The 18,229-nt window shown below is 72.9% G+C and carries 12 protein-coding genes; 8 read left to right on the top strand and 4 right to left on the bottom strand.

The features are described 5' to 3' along the window. Positions 1-49: 49 nt before the first annotated feature. Positions 50-1,141 carry a vWA domain-containing protein gene (locus tag ACIBEC_RS27985; RefSeq protein ID WP_360497344.1) on the top strand — a complete coding sequence of 364 codons (1,092 nt, stop codon included), beginning with the start codon at positions 50-52 and terminating at the stop codon, positions 1,139-1,141. An 85-nt stretch (positions 1,142-1,226) separates the two neighbouring features. On the opposite strand, the gene ACIBEC_RS27980 is transcribed toward ACIBEC_RS27985, so the two are convergent. Both ACIBEC_RS27980 and ACIBEC_RS27975 read right to left on the bottom strand, forming a co-directional pair. Further along, on the bottom strand, positions 1,227-2,087 hold the full coding sequence (locus ACIBEC_RS27980; protein ID WP_360497341.1) for a DUF3592 domain-containing protein: 861 nt from the start codon (positions 2,085-2,087) through the stop codon (positions 1,227-1,229). 197 nt (positions 2,088-2,284) lie between these two features. Continuing rightward, positions 2,285-3,406 carry a hypothetical protein gene (locus tag ACIBEC_RS27975; RefSeq protein WP_360497339.1) on the bottom strand — a complete coding sequence of 374 codons (1,122 nt, stop codon included), beginning with the start codon at positions 3,404-3,406 and terminating at the stop codon, positions 2,285-2,287. A gap of 98 nt (positions 3,407-3,504) precedes the next feature. Between ACIBEC_RS27975 and ACIBEC_RS27970 the strand changes: the two genes are divergently transcribed. Continuing rightward, complete coding sequence (locus tag ACIBEC_RS27970; protein WP_360497336.1) at positions 3,505-3,945, top strand: VOC family protein; 441 nt, start codon at positions 3,505-3,507, stop codon at positions 3,943-3,945. Between the two features lie 132 nt (positions 3,946-4,077). Continuing rightward, positions 4,078-4,578: a hypothetical protein gene (locus ACIBEC_RS27965; RefSeq protein WP_360497334.1), complete on the top strand. Its 501-nt coding sequence runs from the start codon at positions 4,078-4,080 to the stop codon at positions 4,576-4,578. Between the two features lie 106 nt (positions 4,579-4,684). Here ACIBEC_RS27965 and ACIBEC_RS27960 read toward each other — a convergent pair whose 3' ends face one another. Next, positions 4,685-5,581 (bottom strand): MBL fold metallo-hydrolase, encoded by an 897-nt coding sequence (locus ACIBEC_RS27960; RefSeq protein ID WP_360497331.1) that lies wholly within the window; start codon positions 5,579-5,581, stop codon positions 4,685-4,687. An 81-nt stretch (positions 5,582-5,662) separates the two neighbouring features. On the opposite strand from ACIBEC_RS27960, the gene ACIBEC_RS27955 reads away from it, so the two are divergent. Further along, a complete protein-coding gene (locus ACIBEC_RS27955) occupies positions 5,663-6,514 on the top strand; it encodes a LysR substrate-binding domain-containing protein (protein ID WP_360497328.1) in 852 nt (283 codons plus the stop codon). Positions 6,515-6,615: 101 nt separating this feature from the next. Here the strand turns inward: ACIBEC_RS27955 and ACIBEC_RS27950 are convergent, their stop codons facing one another. After that, positions 6,616-7,125 (bottom strand): nuclear transport factor 2 family protein, encoded by a 510-nt coding sequence (locus ACIBEC_RS27950; RefSeq protein WP_360497326.1) that lies wholly within the window; start codon positions 7,123-7,125, stop codon positions 6,616-6,618. 122 nt (positions 7,126-7,247) lie between these two features. Here ACIBEC_RS27950 and ACIBEC_RS27945 point away from each other — a divergent pair, with 122 nt between their 5' ends. From ACIBEC_RS27945 to ACIBEC_RS27930, 4 genes are all read left to right on the top strand, one after another. After that, positions 7,248-8,126 (top strand): LysR substrate-binding domain-containing protein, encoded by an 879-nt coding sequence (locus ACIBEC_RS27945; RefSeq protein ID WP_360497323.1) that lies wholly within the window; start codon positions 7,248-7,250, stop codon positions 8,124-8,126. Positions 8,127-8,571: 445 nt separating this feature from the next. Next, a complete protein-coding gene (locus tag ACIBEC_RS27940; RefSeq protein ID WP_360497320.1) occupies positions 8,572-8,796 on the top strand; it encodes an MbtH family NRPS accessory protein in 225 nt (74 codons plus the stop codon). A 14-nt stretch (positions 8,797-8,810) separates the two neighbouring features. Next, entirely contained in the window at positions 8,811-13,811 is a 5,001-nt protein-coding gene (locus ACIBEC_RS27935) for an amino acid adenylation domain-containing protein (RefSeq protein WP_360497317.1), read from the top strand. Then, complete coding sequence (locus tag ACIBEC_RS27930) at positions 13,808-18,172, top strand: MupA/Atu3671 family FMN-dependent luciferase-like monooxygenase (RefSeq protein WP_360497314.1); 4,365 nt, start codon at positions 13,808-13,810, stop codon at positions 18,170-18,172. The genes ACIBEC_RS27935 and ACIBEC_RS27930 overlap by 4 nt, the downstream gene beginning before the upstream one ends. Positions 18,173-18,229 lie beyond the last annotated feature (57 nt).

Here is an 18,229-nt window from a genome sequence, read left to right as displayed (position 1 = left end):
AGGGGCGCCGGAAAAGGCGTCGGAAGAGGCGTTGGAATCGGGGAGAGCCATGTCCGCGAACAGGATCAAGCACAAGGTCAACCACGTCTCGCTCGTGGTCGACAAGTCCGGTTCGATGCGCCAGCACCAGGCACAACTCGTCCGCGTGGTCGACGAGTTCGTGAAGGGCCTGCAAGAGGAGTCCGACCGCCTCGGCCACGAGACCCGCATCAGCCTCTACGCCTTCGACCACGAGGTGCAGAACCTGGTCTGGGACATGGACGTCAAGCACCTACCGTCCCTGCGAGGCCTCTACCAGGTCGACAACGGGGCTACGGCGCTGATCGAAGCAGGCGTGAAGTCCATCGACGACCTGAAGAACATCTGGGAAGGCTACGGCGAACACTCCTTCCTCCAAGTCGTCGTCACCGACGGCGAGGAGAACGCCTCCGGCTACTCCCAGACCGGCCAGATGCACACCCGCGTGCCCGCCGGAAAGGGCAAGACCGTCCTGAGCACCTGGATCGACCGCATCCACAGCGCCATGGACGACCTCCCCGACCACTGGACCTCCGCCATCCTGGTCCCGAACTCCCTGGCCAAGCGCACCGCCCAGGAGTACGGCTTCCCGGCGGGCAACATCGCGATCTGGGACGCGGACTCCAGCAAGGGCGTCGAGGAGGCCATCGGCACCGTCAAGACGGCCGCCACGAGCTTCCTGCGGGGCCGCGAACAGGGCGTACGCGGCACCAGGAACCTGTTCGCCATGGGCCAGGACCTGAACACCGCCGAGGTGAAGGCCAATCTCGACGCCCTGGACACCGGCAAGTACATCCTGATCCCGGTCGACGAGCAGACACCCATCCGCGATTTCGTCACCCGCGCCGGCCACGCGTACACCTCCGGCTGCGCCTTCTACGAACTGTCCAAGCGGGAGAAGATCCAGGGCGGCAAGCAGCTCGCCGTGGCGGAGAAGGACCCGGCCACCGGCCGGATGACGGGCCGGGTGTTCTCGGGCCCGGCGGCCCGCCGCCTCCTCGGCCTGCCGGAGTCGGAAGCCACGGTGAAGCCGGGCGACAACCCGGCGTACACCGTGTTCGTCCAATCGACCTCCGTCAACCGGAAGTTGGTGCCGAACACCAAGCTGCTCGTCATCCTGTAGCGGCAGCCGTCACCGCGGCCAGGCCGTCATCGCGGGGCAGGCGTCCGGGCGTCCGGGTACTCGTCGTCCTCGGGCCGGCGCGCCGTCATAGCAGGACCGCTCCCACGACGGCCGCCGCCGCGACGACGAGAAGGGCCACGACGTTGACCGCGGTGTCGGTTCCCACGGAGCGGAGTTCGCCCGCGCGGTCCAGCGTGAACACGGCCGGGTCGTCCGGTGCGTAGTGGACCGTGACCTCCCGGCCGTACGCGCCCGCCGGGTCCGGCACCCCCGACGCGCAGTGGGCGGTGACGGCCGCACCGCCGCGGGCGGTGAACGCCACGACCGGCGTGATGCTGGTGGAGGTGCCGCCCTCCGCGTCGGTGCTGACATCCCTGAGCACCGCCACGACACGGCCCCGGGCGGCGACCATGGCGGCCAGCTTCTCGCGACGGCGGCGCGTGTCGCGGATGTTCCCGGGCAGCCGGCAGGCACCGAAGACGGCCCACGGCCCGCCGACGCCGACCAGCGCCCAGGGCCAGCCCCAGTCGACCGCGGCGACGACCACCGCCCCGACGTAGATCAGAAACACCGCGAAGTTCGGCCAGCCCAGCCCGCGGCCGCCCTCCCCGAGGTCGCTTGTGAGCCGGTAGGCGTGCGGTCTCCCGCGCGGGTAGTGCACCCCGACCTCCCGGCCCGTCCACGCGGCGGTGATCGACTCGCCGCACTCACCGTCGTTCGTCACGGTGACCTCCCGACCGGTGGACGGGTCGCGGTACGAGACGACCACCGATATCCCGCCGCGCCGGGAACCGCCGTGCCGGGGCTCCCGCACCCGCTCGATCCGCCCCCGGACCCGGACCGTCCGCTGCGCCCGGGTCATCCCGGCCAGCGATCGCCCGTAGCCGAACAAGGCCACCGCGCCGAACACCGCACACCACAACGCCAGATACCCGTGCCAGCCCATCAGCCCTCCTCCTGCCGCTCCGGGGCCGGCCTCCCCACGCACCGCTGCCGGCCCCGGCAGCTCGGCTACGGCGACGCCGCATCAGATCCCCAAGTCCCCAAGTCCCCAAGTCACCCCACTGTGCCCGCCCTTGACACCGGCGGACAACCGGCCACCACCCATCCACCCCACCCAAACGGACCGGCCGGCCCGCGGGCTCAGCGTGCCGGGCTGCGCCGCACCACCGTGCCCTGTCCGTCCGCCTCCAGCGAGGCCGTTCCTGCGGGGCCGGTCACGGTGACCCTGATCGTGAGGGAGCCGGTCAGGCGGTCGGCGGCGAGCTGCCAGGTCTGCGTCTGCGGGGAGTCGAGGCCGAGCGTGGTCCCGGCCTCCTCGACCAGCGCGGGCACGCGGTCGTAGGGCAGCGAACGCGGGTCGAAGGAGGGGGCGCCCGTACCGCCGGGGGAGTACACGATCGTCAGCAGGCGTTCCTGCACGACGACGGTGAGCGCCTGGTGGGTGGCCTCGCCCGTGGTGAGCGAGTCGACGGCCCGGCGCAGTGCGCCCCGCTCGAGCAGCGAACCGTCCGGGCCGAGGGCGACCGTGCCGGACGCCGACGTCACGACCGTCGTGGAGGACGTCACGACCGTCGTGGACGACGTGACGGAGCCGGACGACTCCGGGGGAGGCGGCTGCGCGGTGCCGTCCGGGCCGAACAGGTCGGCGCGGAAGAGCAGGACCACGGCGGCCGCGCCGAGCAGCAGGCCGAGGAGCGTGACGAAACCGCCGGCCCGGCCCTGCTCGGGGTCTCCCGCCGGGGCCGGCCCGGGCGCCGAGTCGATGCGGGCCCCGGCCGCCCGCTCCTCCCACTCGGGTGTCGGCCGCGTCACGATCCGCACCCGCCACGGCCGGTCCGGCGGGTACCGGACCACCAGGACGCCGCGCGGCCGGTAGTCGGGCAACTCGGAGAGGTGGATGTCCTGCGTGATCCCGACGCGGTATGCGGGCGCGTCCTGCGGTGCGACGGTGAGATCGAACCGCACCGGCACATCGCTCACCTCGCCCGGGACGGCCTCCATGCTCTCGATCACCGCGAGCGCCGTGCGGGGCGCGACGGCCGCCTCCCGGGCACGCCGCGGCGCACCGGCGAGCAGGAGGAGCAGGCCGTAGGCCGTGGGCAGGGCCAGGGCCAGGGCCGTGACGAGCAGCGGGGGGTGCTCGAGGACGCAGCCGACGACGAAGGCGGCGAGCGACACCCCGATCACACCGCCCGTCAGGAACCCCCGGGCGAGGCCGACGGCAGTGTCGTGCGCGGGCGGCGCGTCCGTGGCGGTCGTCATACGGTGATTGTGGCGGTCCCGGGCGGTGGTCGAAAGACGTCGCCGTGTGGCAGGCCTGCTCGGCCGCGGCTGTCGCAGGTTCGTACTACGGTCCTGCCATGGCAGCCGGAATCGATCTGACCCTTGACTGCGCGGACGCGAAACTCCTCGCCGAGTTCTGGAAGACGGCCCTGGGGTACGTGGACGAGCCGCCGCCCGCCCCGTTCCGGACCCGTGAGGAGTGGCTCGCGCAGTTCGACCTCCCGGAGGGCGACGGCGCGGACGACGGCGCCTGGCTCTGCGACCCCGACGGGGCCGGGCCCCGGCTCTGCCTCCTCAGGGTCCCCGAGCCGAAGCGCGCGAAGAACCGGCTTCACATCGACATCCGGGTGCCGGGCCACGGCAGCCCGGGGGAGCGGTGGGCGCGGATCGGGGCGGAGTCCGAGCGGCTGGTGGAAGCGGGCGGGAGTGTCCTGGAGGAGTTCGAGGGGCACCACATCGTGATGGCCGACCCGGAGGGCAACGAGTTCTGCGTCGCCGCCGCGCCGGCCCGGGGCTGACCGGCCGAACCTCGCTCGCCGCACCGCCCGCCGCACCCCCCGCCGCCCCGGATCCCGGGCGGGCCCCTGCGGGCGCCGTCGGCCGGTCGTGTGAAACCCGGGCGGTCGGCGGATGCGGCTCGTTGAGCAGTCATGGCACACGAGACGGACCACGGCGACGGTGACGGTGACGGCGACGGTGCGGCCGGGGAACCGGTGGTGTGGGCGCTGGTTGTCCGCGAGGCGGCGCAGGGGCCGCCGGTCGCGGAACTGATCGTGCAGGTCGGCGCGGCCCTTCACACCGATCTGGTGGAGGCCGCGGTCGACAGCGGCTTCGTGGTCGCCGCCGGTGAGCCCCCGCCGACGAGCGGCGCCGTCGAGGTCGCCGACGACCGGGTGGCACGGCTCCTGCTGGTCGGCGGACGCCAGGGGTGGGAGCCGGGCTCACGGGTCGAGGCGTCGCCAGGCTGGCTGGCGGCGGCCCGGGAGCGGGGCGAAGCCGTGGTGGTCATCGTGCCGCCGCGGACCGGGCCGGCCGGACCGCCCGGGCAAGAACCCGAGGCGCGGATCGACGCGTTCACCCGGTGGCTCGAAGAGCAGCGGGCGGCGGGCCGGGTCCTGCACGGCACGGTATCGGTGCGAGGCGGGCCGTGAACCCAGGGCCGTGAACCCCGTGCAGTGAACCCAGGGCCGTGACGCCGTGGCGCGGGCGCCGACGCGATCGCGCGAGGGCAGCAGCGGGAACCGGCCCTCGCGAGGGTCATGCGGCGTGTTCGGAGCACAGGCAGCCGACGCCCTTCTCGATCCACTCCTGTCCGGCCCACTGCGGGTGGCGTTCGATCAACAGCGCCCGGACCTCGGCCGTGATCGCGCGGTCGTCCATCGCCGAGTCGCGCCGCCGCCAGGTCTCGTCGCGCAGCTCGCGCAGGTAGTCGCGGACGTCGGCGAGCACCTGCGGGCCGCCGACGCCGCCGTGACCGGGAACCACCACCCGGTGCCGGCCGGCGGCCAGCCGCTCCAGCACCGCCAGCCAGCCGACCCCGGAGACGTCGGTGTCGTGCGGCGGGAACCAGGGGAAGATCGCGAACTGTCCGGTCTCGGCCAGATCCCCGGTGAACAACACACCGGCGTCGGGTACTTCGACCACCTGGTCGCCCTTGGTGTGGCCCCGGCCGGTGGGCCGCAGCCGCACGGTGCGGCCGCCGAGGTCCAGGTCGTACCCGCCGTCGTAGACCGCGTCGGGGGCAGGCACGCGGACGCCGGCGTCGAGGCGGTCGGCCACCGGCCCGCCGAAGCCGCGGAACATCTCCAGGTAGCCCGGCCCCTTCGTCCTCAGGTCGTCCGCCTGGGCACGGTTGGCGAGGTAGGTGGCCTGACCGTCGAACACGTGCGCGCCGAGGGCGTGTTCGGGGTGGAAGTGCGTCGTGGTCAGGTACAGCCGGCGCCCCCCGGCCACCTCGGACGCCAGGGCGAGGACCTGCTCGGCGTTGGCGGTGCCCAGGCCCGTGTCGACGACGAGGACGGCCCGCGTGCCGCCGATGATGCCGATGTTGGGGACCAGCGGGATCCCGCGGTTCGGGACCACCAGCAGGTCGGGGGCGATCTCCAGGGCACCGGAGACGTGTACGGCGGGGTCGGGAAGCAGCGTGTCGGTCATGCTTCGATTCCACCGCCCCGGCGGCCCGGCCGTCCAAGACCGGTTCGGAAACCCCCGATACCGAACGGGTATCGTCGCAGCATGGAGCTGCGGACACTGCGCTACTTCGTCGCGGTCGCCGAGGAACTCCACTTCGGCCGTGCCGCCACCCGGCTGCACATGAGCCAGCCACCGCTGAGCCGGGCGATCAGACAGCTGGAGACGAGCCTCGGCGCCACCCTGCTGCACCGCCGCGCCGCGGGCGTCACCCTCACCCCCGCCGGGGCGGTGCTGCTGGCCGAGGCCCGCGAGCTGCTCGACCGGGCCGACCGGGTACGCGCACGCGTGGCCGCGCAGGCCGGCCCCGCGGCCGTCACCGTCGGCCTCCTCGGGGACGGCACCGACCCGGGCGCCGCCCGGCTGGCCGCCGCCTACCGCGAGCACCACCCGGGCGTCGAGGTCCGCATCCGCGAGGCCGACCTGACCGATCCGACCTGCGGGCTGCGCGCCGGACTGGTCGACATCGCCCTCACCCGGGCGCCGTTCGACGAGCGCGGCCTGACCGTGCGCGGGCTGCGCGCCGACCCGGTCGGTGTGGTGCTGCGCGCGGACGACCCGCTGGCCCGCCACGCGTCCCTGGAGCCGGCCGACCTGGCGGGCCGGCGCTGGTTCCGGTTCCCGGACGGCACGGACCCGCTGTGGCAGTCGTACTGGAACTGCGGTGAGCCGCGTGAGGGGCCGGTGGTGCGGGCCGTCCAGGAATGCCGGCAGGCCGTGCTCTGGAACGGCACGGTCGGCATGGCCCCTCTCGGGCACGGGGTGCCCGAGGGGCTGGCCGTGGTGCCGCTGGCCGGCGTGGCGCCGAGCCGGGTGGTGGCGGTGTGGAACGAGGGCGACACGAACCCGCTGATCCCCTCGTTCGTCCGCATCGCGGCGGCCGCCTACCGCCGCTGAACCCCTCCCGGCCCGCCCCTGCCCGCCGCTTGCTCCCTGCTCCCTGCTGGCCGCCGCCTGCTCCCCTTCCCCTTCCCCTTCCCGTTCCGGTCTCCGTTCGGTCAGGCGCCGAAGACGGCCGCGGGGTCGCCGGTGTACCAGGTGTTGTCGATGCGCATCCGCCGGATGAGCCAGCGGCCGCCGTCGCGCACGAGGTCGAGGGTGTAGGGGTTCTTGAGCAGGGCGTGGGTGTCCGGGGCGGCGGTGAGCAGGTGCTGGGCCTCGACCAGGGCGGTGAGGCGGGCGGTGTCCCCGGCGATGTCGATGCGCGGGTTGGTGACCTGGTGGGTGGTGTCCACCCGTCCGGTGAACATGGCCAGGATGGTGTCGACGATGAAGTCCCGACCGGTCATCAGGGGCGGCTCGCCGCCCCAGCGGGCGGCGGCGGGGCGGAAGTCGAGTTCCGCGTCGGCGGTGAAGGCCGAGGCGAAGAGTTCGCGGTCCTTCAGGTCCTGGCCGAGGGCGAACCGGTAGAGGGCGTCGGTGATTTCGGCGCGGTCGCGCAGTTCGGCGACGACCGAGGCGGTGTCGTCGGGCTTCGCGGTCAGGGCCTGCAGCGGGTTGGTGGTCATGGTGTCCTCCGTCGGGTGGGAGAGGCCGGTTTCGACGTGATCCACTCTGCCGCCGTGATCGTTGGCGAACAACGGCGCTCTGCGCAATGATCGTGAACTCGGGCTTAACGACGGGGTGGCGTGTGATCGAGCGGTACGAAGTGGAGTCGTTTCTGACGCTCGCGGAGGAGCTGCATTTCGGGCGTACCGCCGAGAGACTGCGGGTATCCACCGCGCGGGTCAGCCAGACGATCCGCAAGCTGGAGCGGCGGGTGGGGGCGGCGCTGTTCGAGCGCACCAGCCGCCGGGTCGAACTCACGCCGCTCGGGCGCAGGTTGGCCGACGATCTGGGGCCCGCCTGGGCGGCCGTCGGGGCGGCGCTGCAGGGAGCCGTCGACGCCGGGCGGGGCCTGTCGGGCAGCCTGCGGGTCGCCTACGTCGGTGCCGCCGCCGGGCAACTCCTCATCGGGGTGGCCGAGTTGTTCCGGGAACGGGCCCCCGACTGCGAGGTACACCTGCGGGAGGCCCGGATGACGGAGACGATCCGCTGGCTGCGTGGCGGCGACGTCGACCTGTGCCTGGGGCCCTTCCCGGTGCACGAGCCCGGCATCGGCTGCGGCCCGGTCCTGGTGCGCGAGGCCCGTATGCTCGCCGTCCCCGTCGGACACCGTTTCGACCGTCCGGGCGGCGTCTCGGTCGGGGACCTGGCGCAGGAGCCGGTGGTGCGGCTGCTGCCGGACGCCGTCGCCGTGCCGCCGCAGCGCCCGGACCGGGCACCCGCCGCGCCCGGCCCGGTGGCCGAGACCGTCCAGGAGGCACTCATGTTCGTCGGGGCCGGGCAGGGGGTCCTGCCCGTCGGCGCCCACGCCCGGCGCTACTACCCGCGCCCCGACGTCGCCTACGTCCCCCTCGACGGCGCGCCGCCGCTCGAGTGGGGCCTGATCTGGCCCGACGGCCACGCCACCGCCCGCGTCCGGGCGTTCGCCGAGGCCGCGGCCGACCTGGCCGACGACCGGCGGTGAGCGAAAGCGAATACCGCCTATCCGACAATCCTTGATCTAACGGACTGCCGGAGTAATTGCCATACTCTATTGCCGCGAACCGATGCGACCCATGCTGTTGGAGTGGAACGCATGGGGGTGGTTTTCTCCGACAGCGGTGGTCCCGGAGTCCGCACGCGACCGGTGCTCGTCGGTCATCGGGTGCGGGGTCGGTCCTGTTGCCTTGATGGTGCCGAGGTGGCAACCAGCCGTTTCCGGGCCGCATAGGAGAACTCGGCTGCGAGGCTCCGAAAGCATTTTGTCTTCGCGACGTCCCGCAGCACTAACCGTGCCCGCAGCACTAACCGTGCCCGCAGCACTCACCATGCCCGTCACCCCGCGTCCACGGCCGCGACGCCCGACATGACGGCCGCAGGGGCACGACCAGCAGCAGATCAACCCGTATCCCGCCGAACCGGAGGAACCCATGGACGGCGACACCCAGTCCTATGTGGTCGTGCTCAACGACGAGGAGCAGTACTCGATCTGGCCCGCCGACCGCGACCTGCCTCTCGGCTGGCGCGGTGACGGCGTCAGCGGTTCCAAGGCGGAATGCCTGGCCCACATCGGCGAGGTCTGGACGGACATGCGCCCGCTGAGTTTGCGCCAGGCCGTGAAGCACGCCGGTTTAGCCGCCCACTCTCAGCAGTGAAGGATACGTGCGAGATGGTGCTCAATGAATTTCACGCCCGGGTGGCCGAGGCACCGGACACGGTCGCGGTGCAGGACGGCGACCTGAGGCTGACCTACCGCAGCCTTGCCGCGCACGCGTCCGCTCTGGCGATCAAGCTCACCGAGCGGGGGGTGGGCCGGGACAGCGTCGTGGCCGTCTACGCCAACCGGTCAGCGGAACTGGTGGTCGCCGAGCTGGCCGCCCTGCTGGCGGGCGCGGCCTACCTGCCGCTGGACCCGGCCCACCCGGCCGAGCGGATCCGCCAACTGCTGGAAGTCTCCGGCGCCGCCGCGGTCCTCAGCACCGCGCCGCTGGTGTCCGGTGGGGCACCGCTCGGCGACGACGTCCTGGTGGTCGATCTGACCGAGGAACCGTCCGACGCGACCATCCTGGCACCGCCCCCGCTGAACGGCGCCGAACTGGCGTACGTGATCTACACGTCGGGTTCCACCGGCCGGCCGAAGGGCGTCGCGGTGACCCACGCGAGCCTGGCCAACCTGATGCACTGGCACCACAAGACCTACCGGACGCGGCGGGAGGACCGGTCGACCCTGCTGGCCAGTCCCGGATTCGACGTGTCCGTCCAGGACATCTGGTTCACCCTGACCGCCGGCGCCACGCTGGTGGTGCCGCCCGCCGAGGTGCGCACCTCGCCCCCCGCGCTCGCCGCCTGGCTGGCCGACGAGCAGATCACCGTGACCTTCCTGCCCACACCGCTGGCCGAGGCCGTCCTCGACGAGACCTGGCCGGCACACACGGTGCTCCGCTTCCTGCACACCGGCGGCTCGGCGATGCAGCGCGGTGTGCCGGACGGGCTGCCGTTCACCGTGATCAACCTCTACGGGCCGACCGAGGGCACGGTGAAGGTGACGGCCGGCGAGGTGCTGGCGGGAGGACCCGTGCCGCCGCCGATCGGCGTGCCCGTCGACGGCGTGCGCTGCTACGTGCTCGACGGGCTCGACCCGGTGCCCGACGGCGAAGCCGGCGAACTGTGCCTGGCCGGCGCGTGCGTGGCACGCGGATACCTGGACGACCCGGCGAGCACGGCCGCGGCGTTCGTGCCGGACATCGGCGCCCCCGGGCAGCGGATGTACCGGACCGGCGACAAGGTCCGCCGCGGGCCGGACGGGGTCTTCGAGTACATCGGCCGCTACGACGACCAGGCCAAGATCCGCGGGTTCCGGATCGAACCCGGCGAGGTGGCCACGGTCCTCAAGCAGCACCCCGGCGTCCGGGACGCCTTCGTGGCGGTCGAACACTCCGGCCGCCCGGACGCGCGCCTGGTCGGCTACGTGGTCACCGCCGTCCCCACGGCCGAGCTGGTCGACTTCGTCGCCGCCCGGCTGCCCGCCTACATGGTGCCGGCGGCGGTCGTCGTGCTGCCCGCGCTGCCGCTGACCCCCAACGGCAAGGTCGACCGCGCCGCGCTGCCCGCCCCCGACCGGACCGCGGCCGGCCTGGCCGACGTCGCCGCGCCGCCCCGCACCCCGACCGAGGTGGCCCTGGCGGCAATCGTGTCCAGGCTGCTCGGCGGCGCCGAGGTCGGCGCCCACGACGACTTCTTCGCACTCGGCGGCAACTCGCTGCTCGTCGCCGGCCTGGCCGGCCGCATCGCGGCGGAACTGCACACCGTGGTGAGCATGCCCGACCTGTTCGACGCGCCCACCGTCGCCGCCCTCGCCGCGATCATCGACCAGCGGGCCGCCGTAGCCGGAGACGACGGCGGCCGACCCGCCGCCCACGTGATCGCCCCGACCGCGCCGCCGGTGCGCCGAGCCGACCGGGACCGGCCGATCCCGCTGTCCCTGCCACAGGAACGGGTCTTCTTCTTCGAACAGCTGTCGCCCGGCAACCTGGCCTACAACTTCCAGGCCACGGTCTCCTTGCAGGGCGAGGTGGACGTCGACGCCATGCGCGCGACGCTGGACGAGATCGTCCGCCGGCACGAGGTCCTGCGGACCGCCTTCGTCGCCGTCGAAGGAGTGGGCTACCAGCGTCCGCTGGCGCAGGCCAAGGCCTTGCTGAAGGTGATCGACGTCCCCGCCGAGCAGGCCGACGAGGTGGTCGCCGCACAGTTGCGCGAGCCGTTCGACCTGACCAAGCCGCCGCTGGCCCGCTGGGTCCTGCTGCGGCACGGGAACGGGCAGAACACCTTCCTCCACGTGGAACACCACTTCGTCCACGACGGCTGGTCGCTCTCGGTGTTCCTGTCCGAGTTCCGCGCCATCTACCCGGCCTTCGCCGCCGGAAAGCCCTCACCGCTGCCCGAACTGCCCGTCCAGTACGCGGACTACGCGATCTGGCAGCGGGACTGGATGCGCGGCGACGTGCTGCGCGCCCACGTCGACCACTGGACCGCCCGACTGGCCGGCGCCCCGCACATCCTGGAGCTGCCCGCCGACCGGCCCCGCCCGCCGGTGATGACCTTCCGCGGCCGGGCACCGCGCATCCTGATCCCGGCCGAACTGGCCCGGGAACTGCGGGCCTTCAGCCGCGAGAACCGGGTGTCGCTGTTCTCCACCATGTACGCGGGCTTCGCGGCCCTGCTGTACCGCTACACCGGCCAGCAGGACATGCTCGTCGGCACCGGCGCGGCGAACCGCAACATCCCCGAGCTGGAGCCGCTGCTCGGCATGCTCGTCAACACCCTGGTCCTGCGCACCAAGGTGTCGGCCGACCAGCCGTTCAGCCGGCTGCTGGCGCAGGTGCGCCAGAGCGTCGCCGAGACGCTGGCCTGGTCGGACACCCCGGTCGACTCGGTGATCGACGCCATCGACCCGGCCCGTGACCCCTCACGCACCCCGCTGTTCCAGGTCATGTTCAGCTTCCACGACTCCGCGGTGCCCGACGTCGACTTCGGCGGGCTCACCGGCAAGGTCACCGAACGCTCGAACCGCACGGCCAAGGCCGACCTCAACGTGATCGTGATCCCGCGGGCCGAGCAGCGCCTCGGCCGGGAGGCCCGGCCCGAGGACGACGACCTCTACATGATCTGGGAGCACTCGTCCGACCTGTTCGACGAGGCCACCATGGAGCGGATGGTCACGCACTACCTGACCCTGCTCGCCGACGCGATGGCCGCGCCCGACACCCGCGTGGGAGCGCTGCGCCTGCTCCCGGGCACGGAGGCGGACCAGCTCGACCGCTGGTCCCGCGGGCCCGCCGCGGCCGACACCCAGCCGGTGACCGAACTGATCGCACGGCAGGCCCGGACCCGACCGGACGCCGTCGCGGTGCGCTGGCCGGACGGACAGCTCAGCTACGGAGAGCTCTGGCGGCGCGCCGGCGGGCTGGCCCACCGGCTCCGCGAGTCCGGCATCACCGCCGAGGAACCGGTCGCCGTGTACGCCGACCGTTCCGTCGAACTGGTGGTCGGCGAACTCGCGGTGCTCATGGCCGGCGGCTGCTACCTGCCCGTGGACCCGAGCTACCCGGCCGAGCGAACCGCCTACATCCTGCAGGACGCCGGCGTCCGCAAGGTCCTCGTCACCCCCCGGACGCTGCCGCAACTGCCGACGTCCACGGAGAGCCTCCACGTCTTCGACCTGGAATCCGACACCACGGACGAGCCGGTCCACGCCGACCAGGTCACCCCGCAGCGGCTGGCGTACCTCATCTACACGTCGGGATCGACCGGCCGGCCCAAGGGCGTGGCACTGGCGCACCGGGGACTCGCGAACCTGGTCGCCTGGCACCTGGCCGCGTACGCGCTCGGCCCGCAGGACCGGACCACGCTGTTCGCCAGCCCCGGGTTCGACGCGTCGACCTGGGAGGTCTGGCCCACCCTCGCCGCCGGCGCCACCCTGAGCGTCGTCCCGCCGCAATTCCGGGCCGCACCGGCGGAACTGGTGCGCTGGCTCAGCGGCGAGCGCATCACCGCGGCATTCCTGCCGACCCCCGTCGCCGCGGCCGTACTGGCCGAGCCGTGGCCGGCCGACACCGCACTGCGCGCGCTGCTGACCGGCGGCGACGTGCTGCCGGCAGCGCCCGCCACCGGGCTGCCGTTCCGGCTGTACAACCACTACGGACCGACCGAGAACACCGTGGTGGCCACGGCCGGCCTCGTAGCGCCGGACCCGGCAGCACTGCGCCCGCCCATCGGCAGGCCGATCAGCGGCATCGACGCCCACGTGCTGGACGCCGAAGGACAGCCCGTGCCCACCGGTGTCCGCGGCGAGCTGTACCTCGGCGGTCCGGCGGTGGCCCGCGGCTACGTCAACCGCTCGGCGCTCACCGCCGAGAGCTTCCCCGCCGACCCGTTCACCGACCGACCCGGCGCACGCCTCTACCGCACCGGCGACCTGGCCCGCTGGCGTCCCGACGGGCAGCTGGAATTCCTCGGCCGCGCGGACGAACAGGTGAAGATCCGCGGCTTCCGGATCGAGCCCGAAGAGGTCGCGGCAACGCTCAGGGAACACCCGGACGTGCGGGACGCCGTCGTCGTCGCCCGCGCCCGCGCGGCGGGGGCCGAGGTCTCGCTCGTGGCGTACGCCTGCGGCGACGGCCTGAGCGAAACCGCCCCCGACGAGAAGCTGCTGGCGTTCCTGCGGGACCGGCTGCCCGCCTACATGGTGCCGGACGCGGTCATGGTGCTTCCCGCCCTGCCGCTCACCGAACACGGCAAGGTGGACCATGACGCGCTGGCCGCTCTGGCACCCAGCACCCCGGCCGAACCCGAGGCGGAGCAGACACCGCGCACACCGACGGAACAACGCGTCGCGCAACTCGCGTCAGCGTTGCTCCAGGACCAGCCGGTGGGGCGCGCGGACGACTTCTTCCGCATCGGCGGCCATTCCCTGCTCGCGGCCCGCCTGGTGGCCCAGGTGAACGACGCCTTCGGCGTCCAGGTGCCGATCGCCACGTTCCTCCAGCGACCCACCGTGGCGAGCCTGGCGGACGCCGTGACCACCGCCACGACAGCACCGGAAACAGGCCCCGCACCGATCAGGCCCCGCAACCGCCGCGCGGCGCAGGAACCCGAGGTGCAGCAGTGAGCGGAGCCATCGAAGAGGACGGCCCGGCTCCGCTGTCGTACGCGCAACGGCGACTGTGGTTCCTCGACCAGCTGCAGCCGGGCAGCGCGATCTACAACGTCCCGCTCGGCTACGACATCACCGGCCCACTGCACCACACGGCCCTCCAACAGGCGCTGACCGAAGTCGTGCGACGCCACGAGATCCTGCGCACCGCCTTCCGCTCGACCGGCGGGACACCCCACCAGGTGGTCCTGCCACCCGCCCCCGTGCCCCTGCCCGTCGTCGACCTCACCGCACCCGGCCGCACCGCGGACGAGGTGGCACGGCTCGCGGACGAGGAAGCCGGCACCCCGTTCGACCTGGTGGCCGGCCGGGTCATCCGGGCCCGCCTGCTGCGCCTGGGCGAACAGCAGCACCGGCTGCTGCTCACCGTGCACCACCTCGCCTGTGACGGCGCGTCGGTCGGCACGCTCGGCAGGGAACTCGAAGTCCAGTACCTGTCCGCCCTGAACGGCCAGGAACGGCACGAGCCCGACCTGCCCCTGCAGTACGCCGACTTCGCCGAGTGGCAGCAGAACACACTGGCCGGGCCCGAGCTCGACCGGCTGCTGGCGTACTGGACGGACAAGCTGGCCGGCATGCCCGCCCAGCAACTGCCCACCGACCACGCCCGCCCGCCGGTACAGAGCCACCGCGGCGCCGCGCTCACGTTCGAGCTGCCGTCGGCATCGGTCCAGCGGCTCGAGGAACTCGGCAGAACGGAAGGCATCACGCTCTACAGCGTCCTGCTCGCCGCTTTCACGGTGCTGCTCCGGGCGCACGTCGACGGGGACGAAGTCGTGGTCGGCACCCCGGTCTCCGGCCGCGAACGGCCCGAACTGGCCGGTCTCATCGGATTCTTCACCAACACCCTGGTGCTCCGCTGCGACCTCGGGTCCGGCCCGACGTTCCGTGAGCTGATCCGGCGGCTGTGGGCGGAAGTCAAGGCAGCGCTGGCCCACCAGGACCTGCCGTTCGAGAAGCTCGTCGAAGAACTGCACCCCGACCGTGACCTCGCCCAGAACCCGCTGTTCCAGGTGCTGTTCAGCTACCGCTACGAAGAGGAAGGAGCGGGGCTTCGCCTGGACGGCTGCCAGGTGCACCCGGTACTGGGCGACACCGGCGCGGCGCGCTTCGACCTCACGCTGAGCCTCACGCGGACCCCGGCCGGCGTGACCGGCCGGCTGGAGTACAGCACGGACCTGTTCGAGGACGCGACCGCCGAACGGATCGCCGAGCGATACGTCCAGGTCGTGACCGCCGCCGCGCACGCCCCGGACCGGCCCGTCGACGAACTGGCGGTGCTGCCGGCAGGCGAGCTCGCCACCTTGGCCCACTGGCAGGCCGGCGCCCGGACCGGGACCGCAGACGTCCTGGTCCACCACGTGTTGGCGCAGCGGGTGGCCGCGACACCCGACGCGGTCGCCGTGGTCGCCGCCGACGCCACCCTGACCTACCGCGAACTCGACCGGCTCGCCGACCGGTTCGCCGGCCGGCTGCGCCGGCTCGGCGTGGCACCGGACGAGCCGGTCGGCGTCCACCTCGGCCGCACCTCCCTGCTGATGGTCACCCTGCTGGGGATCCTCAAGGCGGGTGCCGCGTATCTCCCGCTGGACCCCGGCTACCCGCGCGATCGGCTGGCGTTCATGGTCGGCGACGCCGGCGTGCGGCTGGTCGTGGCGGACTCCCGGTCCGCCGCGGCCGCCGGGCGGCTCGGCGCCGCCCAGGTCGTGGTGCCCGATCCGGCCGAGGCACCGGACGACCCGTCCGACGATCCGCCCGCGGCGCTCACCCCCGACAACCTGGCGTACGTGATCTACACGTCCGGATCCACCGGACAACCGAAGGGGGTCATGGTCACCCACCGCAACGTGGCCAACCTCTTCGCCGGGATGAACGACGTCTTCGGCGCCGACGAGCCCAGCACCTGGCTCGCCGTGACGAGCGTCTCCTTCGACATCTCCGTGGTCGAGCTGCTGTGGGCGCTGACGCACGGCCACCGGGTCGTGCTGCGCGCCGAACCGCCGCTGCCGTCGGCCTCGGCCGCCGCGCAATCGGCCGCGGTGGCCCAGGCCCGCGCCCGCCCCATCGACTTCAGCCTGCTCTACTTCGGCAGCGACTCGCAAGCCGGCTCCGAGGACCGCTACCGCCTCCTGCTCGACGGCGCGAAGTTCGCCGACCGCAACGGCTTCACGGCCGTGTGGACCCCCGAACGCCACTTCCACCGGTTCGGCGGGCTGTACCCGAACCCCTCGGTGACGGCGGCGGCCGTCGCCGCGATCACCGAACGGGTCCAGGTGCGCGCGGGCAGCGTGGTCCTGCCGTTGCACGACCCCTTGCGGGTGGCCGAGGAATGGTCCGTCGTCGACAACATCTCGGCCGGCCGGGTCGGCATCTCCCTCGCGTCCGGCTGGCACGCCAACGACTTCGCGTTCGCACCGGACCGGTACGACAAGCGCAAGCAGCTGATGATGGACGGCCTCGCGGAGGTCCGCAAGCTGTGGCGCGGCGAGACCGTGCCGCGGCGCAACGGCGTCGGCGCCGAAGTCGAGGTCGGGGTGTTCCCCCGGCCCGTCCAGCCGGAGCTGCCGGTGTGGCTGACCAGCGCCAAGCATCCGGAGACCTTCCGGATGGCCGGCGAGGCCGGCACCGGCGTGCTCACCCATCTCCTCGGACACAGCCTGGAGGAGCTGGCCGAGAAGATCGCGCTGTACCGCAGGACCTGGCGCGAGCACGGGCACCCCGGGGACGGCCATGTGGCGGTCATGGTCCACACGTTCGTCGGTCCGGACCTCGACGAGGTGCGGGAACTGGTCCGGGAACCGATGAGCCGGTACCTGGAGACCTCCTTCGACCTGATCGCCTCGCTCGGCGCCACCACCGGCAGCGCCCAGGACTTCAAGGCCCTGCCGCCCCGGGAACTGCGCGAGCTGGTCGACCGGGCGTTCGACCGGTTCTTCGCCACCGCCAGCCTGCTCGGCACACCGCAGGTCTGCGCCGACATGGTGGACCGGATGAAGGCCGCCGGCGTTGACGAGGTCGCCTGCCTGATCGACTTCGGCGTCGACGAGAAGGCGGCACTCGACGCCCTGACACACCTGACGACCGTCCGGGACATCAGCGACGAGCGCAGGGACGCCGCGCTGGCGAAGGCCGAGGAACCGATCGCCGAACAACTGCGCGAGCACGCCGTGACGCACCTGCAGTGCACGCCCTCACTGGCCCGCGCCCTGCTCGCGGACCAGGACGCGCGCGCCGAACTGCCCCGGCTCAGCCGGCTGCTGGTGGGCGGCGAAGCGCTCCCCGCCGACCTGGCCCGCGAGCTCGCCGACGCCGTCACCGGCACGGTGCACAACATGTACGGGCCGACCGAGGCCGCGGTCTGGGCGACGACGTCCCAGGCCCCGCCCGGCGGCGGCCCGGTGTCCATCGGGCGGCCGCTGGCCAACGTCCGCGCCTACGTGGTCGACCGCGACATGCGGCTGTGCCCGACGGGCGTACCCGGAGAACTGCTGCTCGGCGGGGGCGGCGTGGTCCGCGGCTACCTCAACCGCACCGAGGTGACCGCCGAACGCTTCCAGCCCGATCCGTTCGCCGGCCGGCCCGGCGCCCGGGTCTACCGAACGGGCGACCTCGCCCGCTGGACGCCCGGCGGCTCACTCGAGTTCCTCGGCCGGCTCGACGACCAGGTGAAGCTGCACGGCCACCGGATCGAACTCGGCGAGATCGAGACGGCACTCGCCGAACACGAAGGGGTCCGCTCGGCGGTCGCCGTCATCCGGGGCACCGGCGCGGAACAACGGATCATCGGCTACCACGTTCCGGCAGCCGGCCGGCCGACGACCGGCGCCGAACTGCGCGCCTTCCTCGCCACACGGTTGCCCACCTACATGGTGCCCAGCGCGTTCCACCCCATCGACGCGATGCCGCTGACCCCGAACGGAAAGGTCGACCGCAGGGCACTGCCCGACCTGTCGGACACGCGACCCGAGGGCACCACGGCGTACGCGCCGCCCACGAACGCGACCGAGAGGCTGGTCACCGACGTGTGGCGCGAGGTACTCGGCGTCGACCGGGTGGGCCTGGACGACAGCTTCTTCGACCTCGGCGGGAACTCGCTGCTCGTGGTGGTGGCCAGGGCCCGGCTGCTCGAACACCGGGACAGCGGGCTCTCGCTGGTCGACATGTTCCGGTACCCGTCCGCACGGGCCCTCGCCGAGGCCATCGACCACAAGCCGGCCGAAGGGCCCGACGAGGCGGTCGGCGCGGCCGCCGCCCGGGGAGCCGCCCGCCGCGTCGCCGGACACGCAGCACGGCGCGCCGGAAGGACGGGGGCGTGACAGTGCCAACGAACAATTCGACACGGCATCGAGCCGTTGGGGGCCTTGGGTGAGTAC

The organism is Kitasatospora sp. NPDC051164 (assembly GCF_044455625.1).
GTDB lineage: Bacteria > Actinomycetota > Actinomycetes > Streptomycetales > Streptomycetaceae > Kitasatospora.
This window is presented reverse-complemented; position numbering and strand designations above follow the sequence as displayed.

What these genes read in the sequence shown, in the direction of transcription:
- ACIBEC_RS27985 (WP_360497344.1), top strand. Translation starts at nt 50, where the DNA reads ATGTCCGCGAACAGGATCAAGCACAAGGTCAACCACGTCTCGCTCGTG.
- ACIBEC_RS27980 (WP_360497341.1), bottom strand. Translation starts at nt 2,087, where the DNA reads ATGGGCTGGCACGGGTATCTGGCGTTGTGGTGTGCGGTGTTCGGCGCG.
- ACIBEC_RS27975 (WP_360497339.1), bottom strand. Translation starts at nt 3,406, where the DNA reads ATGACGACCGCCACGGACGCGCCGCCCGCGCACGACACTGCCGTCGGC.
- ACIBEC_RS27970 (WP_360497336.1), top strand. Translation starts at nt 3,505, where the DNA reads ATGGCAGCCGGAATCGATCTGACCCTTGACTGCGCGGACGCGAAACTC.
- ACIBEC_RS27965 (WP_360497334.1), top strand. Translation starts at nt 4,078, where the DNA reads ATGGCACACGAGACGGACCACGGCGACGGTGACGGTGACGGCGACGGT.
- ACIBEC_RS27960 (WP_360497331.1), bottom strand. Translation starts at nt 5,581, where the DNA reads ATGACCGACACGCTGCTTCCCGACCCCGCCGTACACGTCTCCGGTGCC.
- ACIBEC_RS27955 (WP_360497328.1), top strand. Translation starts at nt 5,663, where the DNA reads ATGGAGCTGCGGACACTGCGCTACTTCGTCGCGGTCGCCGAGGAACTC.
- ACIBEC_RS27950 (WP_360497326.1), bottom strand. Translation starts at nt 7,125, where the DNA reads ATGACCACCAACCCGCTGCAGGCCCTGACCGCGAAGCCCGACGACACC.
- ACIBEC_RS27940 (WP_360497320.1), top strand. Translation starts at nt 8,572, where the DNA reads ATGGACGGCGACACCCAGTCCTATGTGGTCGTGCTCAACGACGAGGAG.
- ACIBEC_RS27935 (WP_360497317.1), top strand. Translation starts at nt 8,811, where the DNA reads ATGGTGCTCAATGAATTTCACGCCCGGGTGGCCGAGGCACCGGACACG.